Origin of the sequence: Govania unica (genome assembly GCF_027920805.1) — a bacterium.
GTDB lineage: Bacteria > Pseudomonadota > Alphaproteobacteria > Sphingomonadales > Govanellaceae > Govanella > Govanella unica.
This window is the reverse complement of sequence record NZ_JANWOI010000002.1, coordinates 384,307-398,288: the sequence shown is the minus strand read 5'-3', so window position 1 is coordinate 398,288 and position 13,982 is coordinate 384,307. Positions and strand designations below refer to the sequence as shown.

9 protein-coding genes are annotated in these 13,982 nt (G+C 58.6%); 1 reads left to right on the top strand and 8 read right to left on the bottom strand.

Annotated features, from left to right (window positions below; all coding sequences use genetic code 11):
* Nucleotides 1-61: 61 nt before the first annotated feature.
* The 5 genes from cysS to gor all read right to left on the bottom strand — a co-directional run bounded on the left by cysS (nt 62) and on the right by gor (nt 7,515).
* Entirely contained in the window at nt 62-1,432 is a 1,371-nt protein-coding gene (cysS, locus tag NYP16_RS06615) for a cysteine--tRNA ligase (RefSeq protein ID WP_346742489.1), read from the bottom strand.
* A gap of 98 nt (nt 1,433-1,530) precedes the next feature.
* Nucleotides 1,531-2,862: a glutamate--tRNA ligase gene (gene gltX, locus NYP16_RS06610; protein WP_274943332.1), complete on the bottom strand. Its 1,332-nt coding sequence runs from the start codon at nt 2,860-2,862 to the stop codon at nt 1,531-1,533.
* A gap of 34 nt (nt 2,863-2,896) precedes the next feature.
* The gene (locus NYP16_RS06605; RefSeq protein WP_274943331.1) at nt 2,897-4,576 is read right to left on the bottom strand and encodes an NAD+ synthase; all 1,680 of its coding nucleotides are present in this window, start codon (nt 4,574-4,576) and stop codon (nt 2,897-2,899) included.
* A 75-nt stretch (nt 4,577-4,651) separates the two neighbouring features.
* Entirely contained in the window at nt 4,652-6,031 is a 1,380-nt protein-coding gene (locus tag NYP16_RS06600; RefSeq protein ID WP_274943330.1) for a class II 3-deoxy-7-phosphoheptulonate synthase, read from the bottom strand.
* Nucleotides 6,032-6,138: 107 nt separating this feature from the next.
* Nucleotides 6,139-7,515 (bottom strand): glutathione-disulfide reductase, encoded by a 1,377-nt coding sequence (gor, locus tag NYP16_RS06595; protein WP_274943329.1) that lies wholly within the window; start codon nt 7,513-7,515, stop codon nt 6,139-6,141.
* A gap of 212 nt (nt 7,516-7,727) precedes the next feature.
* Here gor and NYP16_RS06590 point away from each other — a divergent pair, with 212 nt between their 5' ends.
* Nucleotides 7,728-8,369 (top strand): peroxiredoxin, encoded by a 642-nt coding sequence (locus NYP16_RS06590; protein ID WP_274943328.1) that lies wholly within the window; start codon nt 7,728-7,730, stop codon nt 8,367-8,369.
* On the opposite strand, the gene NYP16_RS06585 is transcribed toward NYP16_RS06590, so the two are convergent.
* The 3 genes from NYP16_RS06585 to glmS all read right to left on the bottom strand — a co-directional run bounded on the left by NYP16_RS06585 (nt 8,366) and on the right by glmS (nt 13,966).
* A complete protein-coding gene (locus tag NYP16_RS06585; protein WP_274943327.1) occupies nt 8,366-9,454 on the bottom strand; it encodes a phosphatase PAP2 family protein in 1,089 nt (362 codons plus the stop codon). The genes NYP16_RS06590 and NYP16_RS06585 overlap by 4 nt on opposite strands.
* Before the next feature lie 414 nt (nt 9,455-9,868).
* Nucleotides 9,869-11,323 carry an NADP-dependent succinate-semialdehyde dehydrogenase gene (gene gabD, locus NYP16_RS06580; protein WP_274943326.1) on the bottom strand — a complete coding sequence of 485 codons (1,455 nt, stop codon included), beginning with the start codon at nt 11,321-11,323 and terminating at the stop codon, nt 9,869-9,871.
* 819 nt (nt 11,324-12,142) lie between these two features.
* Complete coding sequence (glmS, locus tag NYP16_RS06575) at nt 12,143-13,966, bottom strand: glutamine--fructose-6-phosphate transaminase (isomerizing) (RefSeq protein WP_274943325.1); 1,824 nt, start codon at nt 13,964-13,966, stop codon at nt 12,143-12,145.
* Between the last annotated feature and the right edge of the window lie 16 nt (nt 13,967-13,982).

Sequence of the window (13,982 nt, the reverse complement as noted above, 5' to 3'; positions counted from 1 at the left end):
GCCCGAAGACTGGATCCCCGCTTTCGCGGGGATGACAGAATAACGACGATAGTCAGCAACCTCATCCCCGCCGCCACGTCGTGCCCTGCGGGCTATCTTCGAGAATAATCCCCTCACCCAGCAGATCGGCGCGGATCTTGTCAGCGGTGGCAAAGTCTTTGGATTTTTTGGCTTCTGCTCGTTTAGAAACCAATTCATCAACATAAGAATTGCTTAGAACAAAAGTAACAGAATCCGTAAAAGTCAAACTATCGGAGAAACTCTGTTTTCTCCCCTCCCAAACATCCAGTTCTAACTGCACAAGTCCCATGAAATCGCAGGCAGCCCGCAAACCAGGGAGATCGCGCTCACTAGCAAGTTTATTTAATTCGGCAATGGCTCGGGGTGTATTGAGGTCATCCCCAAGCGCGTTAAGGATGCTGTCCGGCACTGCACCCGCTTCGATACCATCGAGCAAGCGGTACCAACGATTTAGCTGGCTGACTGCGGCGCGGATGCCGTCCTTGGTGAAATCGAGCGGTTGACGGTAATGAGCCGACAGCAGCGTGAGGCGGATCGCCTCGCCCTTGCCGGGGAATTCTTCCAGCAGCTCGTGCACAGTGAAGAAATTGCCCAACGACTTGGACATTTTCTCACCATTCACGGTCAGATAACCGTTATGCACCCAATAATTCGCGAGCGGCGCGCCATGGACCCCGACGCTCTGGGCGATTTCGTTTTCATGATGGGGGAACACAAGGTCGATGCCGCCGCCATGAATGTCGATGGTCTCGCCCAGATTCTTCTCGATCATGCAGGAGCATTCAAGATGCCAGCCCGGCCGTCCACGGCCCCAGGGGCTGTCCCAGCCCGGCTGATCCTCGGCCGATGGCTTCCACAGCACGAAATCGGCCGGGTCCTTTTTATAGCTCGCGACCTCGACCCGGGCGCCGGCGATCATCTCGTCCCGATTGCGGTTCGAAAGTTTTCCATAGCTCGCAAGCGACGGCACGTTGAACAGCACATGTCCATCGGCGGCATAGGCATGCCCACGCTCGATCAGACGCGCCACCATATCGATCATCTCCGGCACATGGCCGGTGGCATGCGGCTCGATCGTGGGCGGGAGGGCATTCAAGGCTCCCATATCATCGCGATAGGCCTGAGCATATTTGTCGGTGATCGACGCGATCTCTCCCCCGGTCTCGGCGGCACGGGCCATGATCTTGTCGTCGATATCTGTGATATTGCGCGCATAAGTCATGTGGCTCTCGCCATAGATATGACGCAGCAGCCGATAAAGCACATCGAACACCACCACCGGCCGCGCATTGCCCACATGAGCATAGTCATAAACCGTCGGCCCGCAGACATACATGCGCACATTCTTGGGGTCGATAGGCGCGAATAGTTGTTTGTCGCGTGTGAGCGTGTTGTAGAGCTGGAGGATCATCATATCACTCTTACGTTTTGTCATTACCAGAGGCCACTTATGTCATTACCGGGTCAAGCCCGGTAATGACATAAGGTTATAGTCAGGCCGTGACATACTCAGCTAAGACGTTCGAGCGCGCGTTTCCGCCCGATCAAGGGCAGCAGCACATTCAATTCCGGCCCATGCTCAAGCCCCGTCAGCGCGAGCCTGAGCGGCAGGAACAAGGCCTTGCCCTTGGCTCCGGTCTTGTCCTTGACCGCAGTCGTCCATTGCTTCCAGGTCTCAGAATCCCAGGGCTCCGGCGGCAACAGGTCCGCAGCCGTGCGCATGAAATCAGCATCGCTCACAACCGGTGTCAAAGGCCCCTCCACCACCTGCCACCACACCCGGGCATCCTTGATGGTCTTGAGGTTCGGGCGCACGACGGCCCAGAACGCCTCGTCCGCCGCCTCAAGCCCGAGCGCCCGGAGTTCCCCGGCCACACTCTCGAACGGCAGGACATGCAAAAGCTTGGCGTTCAGATTGCGCAGTTCCTCAGGATCGAATTTGGCAGCTGAACGGCCAAAACGGCTGACATCGAACCCCGCGATCAGGTCGGCATGACTGACACGCGGCTCCACCGGATCGGCTGTGCCGAGACGAGCCAACAGACTGAGGATGGCCATAGCCTCGATACCATCTTCCCGCATTTCGGCAACGCTGAGCGCGCCTGTGCGTTTCGACAGCCCCTCGCCCTCCGCCCCGGTCAGGAGCGAGAAATGCGCGAAGGCCGGGACCTTGGCCCCAAGCGCCTCGAATATCTGAATCTGCACTGCCGTGTTGGTGACATGATCCTCCCCGCGCATCACATGGGTGATGCTAAGGTCGATGTCATCGAGCACCGACGGCAGGGTATAAAGATAGGTGCCATCGGCCCGGATCAGAACCGGGTCCGACAGGCTCTGCATATCGACGCTCGGTTCGCCGTGAACGAGATCCCGCCAGGTTACCCGGCTGCCTTCATCGAGCTTGAACCGCCAATGGGGCTTCAAACCCTTGGCCTCATAAGCCGCGCGATCCGCGTCTGTGAGCTTCAGGGCCGCGCGGTCATAGACCGGGGGCTTACGTTGGGCGAGCTGAAGCTTGCGCTTGAGGTCCAGTTCCTCCGCAGTCTCATAACAAGGATAAAGCCGCCCGGACGCCCGCAATGCTGCCGCCGCCGCATCATAGCGGTCAAACCGGTCCGACTGGCGCATGAAGTCATCCCAGCCCAGACCGAGCCAGGTCAGATCGGTCTCGATGCCATCGGCAAAAGCCTGCGTCGAGCGCTCGCTGTCGGTATCATCGAGCCGCAAGACAAACACACCGCCATGGGCCCGGGCATAGAGCCAGTTCACAAGCGCCGTGCGCACATTGCCCACATGCAGCCGCCCGGTGGGACTGGGGGCAAAACGCACTCTTACTGTCATATTGAACTGCTCATTTTTATATTAAAACAATAACTTATTCGACCGTTCTAAAGCGATTTATGATCGGATAACGGCGGTCGCGCCCGAAATTGCGGCGCGTGACTTTTACGCCCGGCGGTGCCTGACGCCGCTTATATTCGGCCACATAGAGCATTTTCTCAACCCGGGCAACGGTCTCAACCGCATGGCCGCATCTCACGATATCCTTGACCGAACGTTCATCCTCAACTAGGCCCTTCAGAATATCATCCAGCACGTCATAAGGCGGCAGGCTGTCCTGATCGGTCTGATTGGCCCGCAGTTCCGCCGTCGGCGGCTTGGTGATCGTACGCTCCGGCATGATCGGCCCTTCGGGACCTTTCGCGCCTGTGGGCTTATGGGTGTTGCGCCAGCGCGACAGAGCATAGACATCGGTCTTATAGACGTCCTTCAGCACCGAAAAACCGCCCGCCATATCGCCATAGAGCGTCGCATAGCCCACCGACATTTCCGACTTGTTGCCGGTGGTCAGCACCATACGGCCGAATTTGTTCGATATGGCCATCAGCACGATGCCGCGCACCCGGGCCTGAATATTTTCCTCGGCCGCGTTCGGCTCGGTTCCGGCGAACAGCTCCTCAAGCATGCCGCCGAACGCCTCAACCGCAGGCTCGATGGCCACGGTGTCGAATTTGAGCCCGAGAAGCGCCGCACTTTCCGCCGCATCCTCAAGAGAATCAACACTTGTGAAGCGGGATGGCATCATCACCCCATGCACACGATCGGCCCCAAGGGCATCCACAGCCACCGCCGCCGACAACGCACTGTCAATACCGCCCGAAAGCCCAAGGATCACCCCGGAAAACTTGTTCTTCTCCACATAATCGCGCAGGCCGAGGACCATGGCCTGATAGACCGCCTCGTGGTTTTCGGCCACCGGCACGATCTCACCCTTATCGCAGCGCCAGCCCTTGTGCGGATCATAGGCCCAATTGGTCAACACCAGCGCCTCTTGCCAGGCCGGAAGATGCACCGCCAGCGTGCTGTCGTGATTGAGCACGAAAGACGCGCCGTCGAACACCAGCTCGTCCTGTCCGCCGACCTGATTGACATAAAGCAACGGCATGCCGGTTTCCCGCACCCGGGCCACAGCATGACCGATCCGCGCATCCCGCTTGGCGTCTTCGAACGGCGATCCGTTCATGGAAATCAGGATATCGGCCCCGGTCTCGGCCAGACATTCGGCGACCTCTTCGGACCACATGTCTTCGCAGATCATGACCCCAAGGCGCACGATGCCGCTGTCTTCAGGGCGAAACGCCACTGGCCCGGCAAGATTGCCGGGGACAAACACGCGCTTTTCATCGAACACGCCGTAATTCGGCAAGTCATATTTATGGCGCAGGCCCGCGACCTTGCCATCAACCAAAAACGCCGCAGTATTGAACAGCGCCTCGCCTTCCCGCCACGGTGTCCCGATCAGAACCGCCGGGCCGCCATCTTTGGTTTCTTCGGCAAAGGCGCGGGTCGCCGCCATGGCCCGGGCCGAAAGCGCCGGTTTCAGCACCAGATCCTCCGGCGGATAGCCCACGAGGAACAATTCGCTGAACACCACAAGGTCCGCCCCTTCGGCTGCGGCCTGAGCACGGGCCCGGCGCGCCAGCGCCAGATTGCCGGGCACATCACCGACCACGGGGTTAAGTTGCGCTATGGCAATGACGAGGCGATCAGTCATGGTTCAGATCATCCCAAAGAGAGCAGCTTCCGAGGCCGCGGGAACGCAAGCTTGACGAACCAAACGAAACCAAACTTATGACGCCGCCGCAAGCTCGGCCAACGCCAGGCGCTCAGTCTTGAGACCCTCGCCAATGAGAAAGGCAAGTTCAAGGCTTTGGCTGGCGTTCAGCCGTGGATCGCAATGGGTATGATAGCGGTCGGCCAGCTTTTCGTCGGTGATGGCTTCGGCGCCGCCGATACATTCGGTGACGTCCTGACCAGTCATCTCGAAATGAACGCCGCCCGCATAGGTGCCTTCGGCGCGATGGATTTCGAAGAACTTCCGCACTTCGGTCAGAATCCGATCGAAAGGCCGGGTTTTATAGCCCGACGTCGACTTGATCGTGTTGCCATGCATGGGGTCCGAAGACCAGACCACTGACCTGCCCTCGCGCTTGACGGTGCGGAGAACGCCCGGCAGCTTGTCTTCGATCTTGTCGATGCCCATGCGGCAGATGAGCGTGAGCCGCCCCGGTTCGTTGGCCGGATTGAGCACATCGATCAGGCGCAGCAGATCGTCATGATCGATATTCGGGCCAACCTTCATGCCGATAGGGTTTTTGACCCCGCGCAGGAATTCCACATGAGCACCATCCAGCTGACGCGTGCGGTCGCCGATCCACAGCATATGGGCCGAGGTGTCGTACCAATCGCCGCTGGTGCTGTCGACGCGGGTCAAAGCCTCCTCATAAGGCAGCAGCAGCGCCTCATGGGAGGTGAAGAAATCGGTGCCCTGCAAAGCTGGCGTCACTTCCGGATCGACACCGCAAGCGCGCATGAAATCAAGCGCTTCGCTGATCCGGTCGGCGATATGACGATAATGGGTCCCGGCCGGGCTTTTGGCCACGAAATCGAGGTTCCAGCGATGCACGCTATGGAGATTGGCGTAACCGCCCTGGGCAAAGGCCCGCAACAGATTGAGGGTCGCCGCCGACTGCGAATAGGCGCGGATCATGCGCTCGGGATCGGGGGTGCGGGTCTTGGACTCGAATTCGATGCCATTGATGATATCGCCGCGATAGCTGTCGAGCTCCACACCGTCGATCACTTCGGTGTTGGATGAACGCGGCTTGGCAAACTGACCGGCAATGCGGCCCACTTTGACCACCGGGCATGAGGCGGCAAAAGTCAGGGTCACCGCCATCTGCAGCAGTACGCGGAAGGTATCGCGGATATTGTTCGGATGAAATTCGGCAAAGCTTTCGGCGCAGTCACCGCCCTGCAACAGGAACGCACGACCTTCCGCTACTTCACCCAGGGATTTCTTGAGCCGCCGCGCCTCACCGGCGAACACCAGTGGCGGATAAACCCCCAACTGATCCTCGACCGCCTTCAGAACCGCCGCATCCGGATAGGCTGGCATTTGCAGCCCCGGTTTTTCGCGCCAGCCTTTGGGGTTCCAGCTTCTGCTCATCTTGCGTGCCCTTAATCTCTAGTGCTTGTCTTTAATCAGTTCTTTATCAGCAACATGGGCCGCAGCTATACGCTGCCCAGGCCCAATATACCAGACTTTTTGCCTCTTTACTCGGCAGCTTTGGCCTGTTTGACCGGCTCCCGCATGAGGACAAACTCTTCGGCCGCTGACGGGTGAATAGCCACGGTGACATCGAACTGCGCCTTCGTCGCCCCACATTTGATAGCGATAGCGACACCCTGGATAATCTCCGCCGCGTCCGGTCCGACCATATGAGCGCCGAGCACCCGATCACTGGCACGATCGACGATTAACTTCATCAGCGACCGCTCCTCCCGTCCGGCTAGCGTGAACTTCATGGGGCGGAAGGTCGATTTATAAACGTCGATCTCTTGATATGTGTGACGGGCATCCTCTTCCGTCAAGCCGACCGAGGCCAATTGCGGCTGACCAAACACCGCCGACGGCACATCCCGGTAATCCACCGTCTGCGGACCCCGACCGAAAAGCGTCTCGGCCACCGCCGCGCCCTCCTTGATTGCCACAGGCGTAAGCGCGATGCGATCCGTTACATCCCCAACAGCATAAATATTTTCGGCCGAGCTGCGGGAATAGTCATCCACCACCACGGCCCCGTTCGTCGCAAGCTTGACCCCCGCATCTTCAAGACCAAGCCCCGCAGTATTGGGGTTGCGGCCGGTCGCATACATCACCGCGTCAACCACAAGCACAGTACCGTCATTGAGGGCCAGATGCAGACCATCTTGTTTTTTCTCAATGGCTTCGACATTGATATTCACGCGCAGGTCGAGGCCCTTTTTCAGCATTTCCTGGGCCGTCCAGTCACGGGCTTCCCGATCGAAGCCGCGCAGGATCTGCTCGCCCCGGTAAAGCTGGGTCGTACGCGCGCCAAGACCATGGAAAATGCCCGCGAACTCGACCGCAATATAGCCGCCACCAACCACCGCGACCCGTCCCGGCAGTTCGGGCAGGTGAAACACCTCGTTCGACGAAATCGCATGTTCGATACCGGGAACCGATGGCATGACCGGCCAGCCGCCCGTCGCGATCAGGATCTTGTCGGCACGTATGGTTTCCATGCCATCATGCCCGGTGATTTCAACCGTATGACGATCGAGAAGCCGCCCGCGCCCGTTATGGAGCGTCACCCCAGCATTGCCAAGGGTCTGGAGGTAAAGCCCGTTTAGGCGATCGATTTCCTTGTCCTTGTTGGCAATAAACGCGGCCCAGTCAAAACCCGGCGTGGTCGAGCCCCAGCCAAAGCCCTGCGCATCACGAAAGGCATCGCGATATTCGGCCGCATAGACCATGAGCTTTTTCGGCACGCAGCCGCGAATGACACAGGTGCCGCCGACACGATAATCCTCGCAAATTCCAACCCGCGCGCCCATGGCCGACGCCATACGACTGGCCCGCACACCACCTGAACCGGCCCCGATGACAAAAAGATCGTATTGCTCCACTGGTCTCAATCCTTCCGCTGCTGCTCTCCGCCGCACTGTAACGTCTTGAGCCAGCGCTGCAACGCCAAAGCGTCGCGCCAGGCGCTGGACGTCAGCAGGCCACGGGTCTAGGCTCAGGATGCCTCACGCCGCCGACTCAGTCGGGCCGGCTGACTGTACATGTCGTCATGAGTATCTGTAGCCATTTTCACCTTTTTTGAAAGGATACAGCCATGTCGCTTCACCTCGGCGATACCGTCCCGGATTTCAATGCTGAAAGCACGTCTGGACCGATCCATTTCCATGATTGGCTCGGCAAATCCTGGGGTGTTCTGTTCTCGCATCCGAAAGACTTCACCCCCGTCTGCACCACCGAACTGGCCGAAGTCGCCCGGCTCAAACCCGAGTTCGACCGTAGGGGTGTCAAGGTCCTCGGCCTTTCAGTCGATCCGCTGAAATCCCATGAAGCCTGGGCCTCGGATATCGAAGAAACCCAAGGTTACGCACTTAATTACCCGCTCATTGCCGATGGCGATCATCATGTTTCGGATCTCTATGACATGATCCATCCAAACGCGAGCGACACCCTGACCGTGCGCTCGGTCTTCATCATCGGCCCGGACAAGAAATTGAAACTGGTGCTGACCTACCCCGCAAGCACGGGGCGCAATTTCGATGAAATCCTGCGTGTCATCGACAGCCTGCAACTGACCGCTCAGCATCAGGTGGCAACGCCTGTGGACTGGAAGCTCGGCGATGATGTGATCATCGTCCCCTCGGTCACGGACGAAGAAGCGCGCAAGAAGTTTCCGGGCGGCTGGAAAGAGCTCAAACCCTATCTACGGATCGTGCCACAGCCGCGCATCACCCATTAAGCGACCGACCGCACCACCCGTCCGGCCAGCCACCAGATGATGACGGTCAACACCGCCGACAGATAGCCATCAAGCGCGTAATGCCAGCCAAGATGCACAGACCCGATCTGGATCATGACCGCATAACCAGCCATGATCCAGCCGAACCAGCGACGAATGCGAAAGGCCGACAGCGCCAACAGGGTCGCCACCGACACATGCATGCTCGGCATGGCGGAAATGCCGCTGCCGACATGGGTCTCACTGCTCCTCGCCATATCCCACAGCAGGTTCTGGGTATCGAGCGCCCAGACGCCGAAATAACTGCCTGTGGCAGTAAAACCCTGATCAATCACCTCAAGCCGCGTCATCATAGGCGCGAAGGGATCAGCCACCCCCAGCACCACGCGCCCGAAATAACAGGGCCCGGCCGAAGACAGCAGAAAAGCGAACAATGACCCGATCACCAACCAGCAAAGCACAAAGGCCAGAATGAACCGTACCCGTTCCTGATGGGCGTAAACCCGTACTATCTGCAGGAACAGAAACACCCACATCACAAAAAACCATAGATTATAAGCAGCATTGATCGCCACCGTGGCAAAGGGCGAACCAAACATGGCGTGGGTCAGCTCCCAGGGCGCAACCCCGCCATGCAGCATCTGATCCAGATCGGCAAACAGCGGATCGAAAGAAAAAGGATGCAGAACCGGGATCATGCTTTTGAAAGATGTGAAGCTCGACATGAAAATCGGAATGATCAAAAGCGGCCAAAGACCATTCAAAAGCACCACCGGATCGCGCAAAAGCCCCGTCACGTCGCTGTAGATCACCCGCACCGGACGCGGCACCCGCCGCACGAGCGCAAGATGCCCCACATAGCCAATGACAAAAATGACTAAACTCAACCCAGCCACCGATTGCGCGGCGCTCGAATAAAGAGAATAATTGGCATGCGCTTGCAGCCCGGCGCCGTAGGCCACCAGATACACAACCGCCGCATAAACCGCCACCACAGCTGCCAGCAACAGATTAAGCCGCGCATCTTCCCGAACGAGCAGAGAACCGAACCGAAAACGGCTCATAACAGCAGATATGGGTGGCATGACTAAGTCCTCAGGCACTCTAATGCCCGGCAATTTAAAAGCTGAGGGTTAATATTTGCTTCCTTGAGAATGCCTTGGAAGCGCCATACTATTCCAAGCAGAATATGATATCGGCTGTGGGGGCAGACCGCCTGTGCCAGTCAATGACAGGGGGCATAACCATGCATGACATAGCCAGTCGCCCCAGATCTTCCTCGGACACAGGACTGGATTGCTTCGGCTCCGCCTCGCAATGACGGCGGTTTGTTACAGGCCCCGGCAGACATTCAATATCGAACAATGGTGGTAGTAGTAGTCATCACCGCCACCACCACAACCGTCATCGCGAGCCGCGTTAGCGGCGTGGCGATCCAGACCTTCCTTCGGCGACGGGCCTGGATTGCTTCGGCTTTGCCTCGCAATGACGGGCAGTTGTTATACGCTCAGGCAGACGTATTTAATTTCCAGATAATCCTCGATCCCGTATTTCGAGCCTTCGCGGCCGGTGCCGGATTCCTTGATGCCACCGAAGGGGGCGACTTCGGTTGAGATGATGCCGGTATTGACGCCGACGATGCCATATTCCAGGCCCTCCATGACGCGCGAGATGCGGCTCATGTTCTGGGCGTAGAAATAGGAGGCCAGGCCGAATTCGGTGTCATTGGCCATGGCGATGGCCTCAGCCTCGGTCTTGAAGCGGAACAAGGGTGCGAGCGGGCCGAAGGTTTCTTCGCGGGCGACTTTCATGGCGCTTGTGACATTGGTGAGGATCGTCGGCTCAAAAAAAGTGCCGCCGAGCGCATGCCGGTTGCCGCCCGTGACCAGTTTCGCGCCTTTTTCAAGCGCATCGGCCAGATGTTCCTCGATCTTTTTAACGGCGTTTTCATCGATCAACGGGCCCTGATCGGTTTCACCCTTCAAGCCGTCGCCGACCCGAAGCTTAGCGACCGCTGCGGTAAGCTTTTCGGCAAAGGCATCATAGACCCCGTCCTGCACCAGAAGCCGGTTGGCGCAAACGCAGGTCTGACCCGTATTGCGATATTTGGAGGCGAGCGCACCAGCCACCGCCGCGTCAAGATCGGCATCATCGAAAACGATAAACGGCGCGTTCCCGCCGAGTTCCATGGAGGTCTTTTTGACCGTGCGCGCGCATTGCTCCATCAGAAGCTTGCCGACCTCGGTCGAGCCGGTGAAGGTCACCTTGCGCACACTCGGGTTTGAGGTCATTTCGCCGCCGATAGCGCGAGCATTGCCCGTGACAACGCTGAACACCCCTTTTGGAACACCCGCTTCTTCGGCCAGAACCGCCAGGGCCAAGGCCGAATAGGGGGTCTGGGTCGCGGGCTTCAGAACAATGGGGCAGCCTGCGGCCAGCGCCGGGCCGACCTTGCGGGTGATCATGGCCGCCGGGAAATTCCACGGCGTGATGGCCGCCACCACACCCACGGGTTCCTTCAACACCAGAATGCGCTTGTCCTTCATATGGCCTGGGATGGTGTCGCCATAGATGCGCTTGGCTTCCTCCCCGAACCACTCAAGGAACGAGGCGGCATAAGCGATTTCCCCCCGCGCTTCGGCAAGCGGCTTACCCTGCTCGGCCGTGAGCAGCACCGCGAGATCCTCCTGATTAGCCATCATGAGGTCGTACCATTTCCGGAGAACCCCCGCCCGTTCCCGCGCCGTGCGGCCGCGCCAGTCGGCCCATGCGGCCTCGGCGGCGGCGATGGCGCGCCGGGTTTCCTCAAGCCCCATGTTCGGAATGCTGCCGAGCGTCTCGCCGCTTGCCGGATTGGTCACCGGCAGAGTGGCCCCACTATCAGCCCCAACCCAAGCACCATCGATATAACCATGTTCCCGAAACAGATTGCCATTCTTGAGGGGGAGCGACATGAAAAATTCCTTTATTTTGAGCGCATGCTCTATATTTAGCCTGACTTTGCCCCGCGCAAAAGCCCTTTTTCCCAGTCTCCACGGAACAATCCCACCAACATCCCAAGGCGGCTGATCAGCCCGGCTTCTTGAGCACCAGACATTGCGCGAGCGCGGAATATCCCTCCCCGACCATATACTGATCAAGATGGGCGCGGATATGCTCGGCCGAAAACATTGGTCTCCTCAACCGCAAATGGTACGACATCAAGGAAAAGATCAAGCGTGATGATAAACCGTCCGGCTTCAAAGCCCGATAGGCATCACGCACCACCGCCTTCAGGTCACCCAAAGGCAATGTTCAAGGACACTGATCGAGAACACGAGATCAAAGGACTGATCCTCAAGCCCTGCAAGCCCGCCGCCCAAGACTTAGGAGACGCCCCGACCAGCTGAAACGGCCATAAGGGGCATGATGACAAAAATTCCATAATTGGTCAGAAGCGGGCAGCAGCCGGCGTGCAAGCACACAAGGACCCTTTACGTTGCATATAAAGAGCATCAATGAAACGTGAGATACATTTTATAAGCAACCACAGACATCACACAGATTATCGCCATGGTAATAAGCGTCACCCCCCATTGACGGTGGCACCAGTTAAAACCGACCCCGAACATCAAAAAAGCGACGCATATCACCACCAGGGTAATTTCCACAGTATTCACAGACGACCTCCCACCAGTACGTCATGCCGAATACTGTCAATAGTACCCCCCAACTGCCTCCATCCAAACCTGAAATTTCACCCCGGGCGGGGAGGCTTTCTAATCTCCTCCGCCCTATTCCACCGTCACCGATTTGGCGAGATTGCGGGGTTGATCGACGTCGGTGCCTTTGTGCACTGCCGTATGATAAGCCAAAAGCTGCACCGGCACCGAATAGACGATGGGCGTCACCAGGGGATGAAGTTTCGGAAGCTCGATGGTCGCCTCGGCCTGAGCGCCCTGGGCCATGATGCCCTCACGGTCGGAAATCAGCACCACCCGGCCTTTGCGGGCAATGACTTCCTGCATGTTCGACGTCGTCTTGTCAAACAACGGCCCGGACGGCGCGATGACGATGATCGGCACCCCTTCGTCGATGAGCGCGATCGGGCCATGCTTCATCTCCCCCGCCGCATAGCCTTCGGCATGGATATAGGAGATTTCCTTGAGCTTGAGCGCCCCTTCAAGGGCAATCGGATAATCGCCCCCACGCCCGAGATAGATCACATCCCGCGCCTTGGCGATCTCATACGCAAGCTTTTCAATGGCCCCATCGTGGTTGAGAACGGCAGCGAGCCGCGACGGCACATCCAGAAGATGCTGGGTCAGTTCCGCCGACTTTTCAGCGCTGATCTTGCCATTGGCCACGCCTGCGGCGATGGCGAGGCAGGCGAGCACCGCCAGCTGACAGGTAAAGGCCTTGGTCGAAGCAACCCCGATTTCCGGCCCGGCATGGATCGGCAGCACCACATCGGATTCCCGCGCCATGGAGCTTTGCGGCACATTGACCACGGACACCACATGCTGGCCATTTGCCCGCGCATATCTGAGAGCCGCCAGCGTATCCGCGGTTTCCCCCGACTGGGAAATGAAGATGGCGAGCCCGCCCGGTTTCAGAACCGCATCGCGGTAACGGAACTCCGACGCGACATCCACCTGCGCATCGATGCGAGCGATTTGTTCGAACCAGTATTCGGCAACCATCGCGGCATAATAGGAGGTCCCGCAGGCGACAATCGTTACCTTGTCCACAGCACCGAGGTCGAACGGCAACTCCGGCAGCTCGACCCGGCCCAGCAAGGGATTGATATAGCTCCCAAGCGTCTGGGCCACGACCGTCGGCTGCTCGAAAATTTCCTTGAGCATGAAATGGCGATAGTTGCCCTTGTCGATCAGGCCCCCGGCCACGCTGACAATGGTGACCGGCCGCGATACAGGCTCGCCGTCCACATTGAAGATTTCGGCCGAGTTGCGGGTCAGAACGACAGCGTCGCCTTCCTCAAGATACGTGATGCGGTTGGTCAGATGGGCCAGAGCAATAGCGTCGGAGCCGAGATACATCTCGCCCTCGCCATAGCCAAGCACCAGCGGGCTGCCCTTGCGGGCGCCGACCATCAGATCATGCTCGCCGGTGAAAATCAGGGCCAGCGCAAAGGCCCCATGGAGACGCTTCAAAGCCGCAAGCGCCGCATCGCGCGGGCACATGCCGCCGTCGATATTGTCGGTGACCAGATGAGCTATTACTTCGGTATCGGTTTCCGACAGGATCTTGTGACCCTTGGCGATCAGTTCCTCGCGCAGTTCACGGAAATTTTCGATGATGCCGTTATGCACCACGGCCACGCGCGGCGTTGCATGAGGATGGGCGTTGACCTCGGTCGGTGCGCCATGAGTGGCCCAGCGCGTGTGGCCGATGCCAATGCTGCCCGGCAACGGATGAGCCGCAAGCTTGGTCACGAGATTGCCAAGCTTGCCCTCGGCCCGGCGGCGCTCGATCTCGCCATCCACAAGGGTTGCAATCCCGGCCGAGTCATAGCCGCGATATTCGAGGCGCTTCAAGCCGTCGAGAATGCGATCCGAGACCGTGCTCTTGCCGATAATACCAATAATGCCGCACATAAGCGTCCAACCCTTT

What these genes read in the sequence shown, in the direction of transcription:
- NYP16_RS06600 (WP_274943330.1), bottom strand. Translation starts at nt 6,031, where the DNA reads ATGAGCAGAAGCTGGAACCCCAAAGGCTGGCGCGAAAAACCGGGGCTG.
- NYP16_RS06590 (WP_274943328.1), top strand. Translation starts at nt 7,728, where the DNA reads ATGTCGCTTCACCTCGGCGATACCGTCCCGGATTTCAATGCTGAAAGC.
- glmS (WP_274943325.1), bottom strand. Translation starts at nt 13,966, where the DNA reads ATGTGCGGCATTATTGGTATTATCGGCAAGAGCACGGTCTCGGATCGC.
- cysS (WP_346742489.1), bottom strand. Translation starts at nt 1,432, where the DNA reads ATGATCCTCCAGCTCTACAACACGCTCACACGCGACAAACAACTATTC.
- NYP16_RS06585 (WP_274943327.1), bottom strand. Translation starts at nt 9,454, where the DNA reads ATGCCACCCATATCTGCTGTTATGAGCCGTTTTCGGTTCGGTTCTCTG.
- gltX (WP_274943332.1), bottom strand. Translation starts at nt 2,862, where the DNA reads ATGACAGTAAGAGTGCGTTTTGCCCCCAGTCCCACCGGGCGGCTGCAT.
- NYP16_RS06605 (WP_274943331.1), bottom strand. Translation starts at nt 4,576, where the DNA reads ATGACTGATCGCCTCGTCATTGCCATAGCGCAACTTAACCCCGTGGTC.
- gabD (WP_274943326.1), bottom strand. Translation starts at nt 11,323, where the DNA reads ATGTCGCTCCCCCTCAAGAATGGCAATCTGTTTCGGGAACATGGTTAT.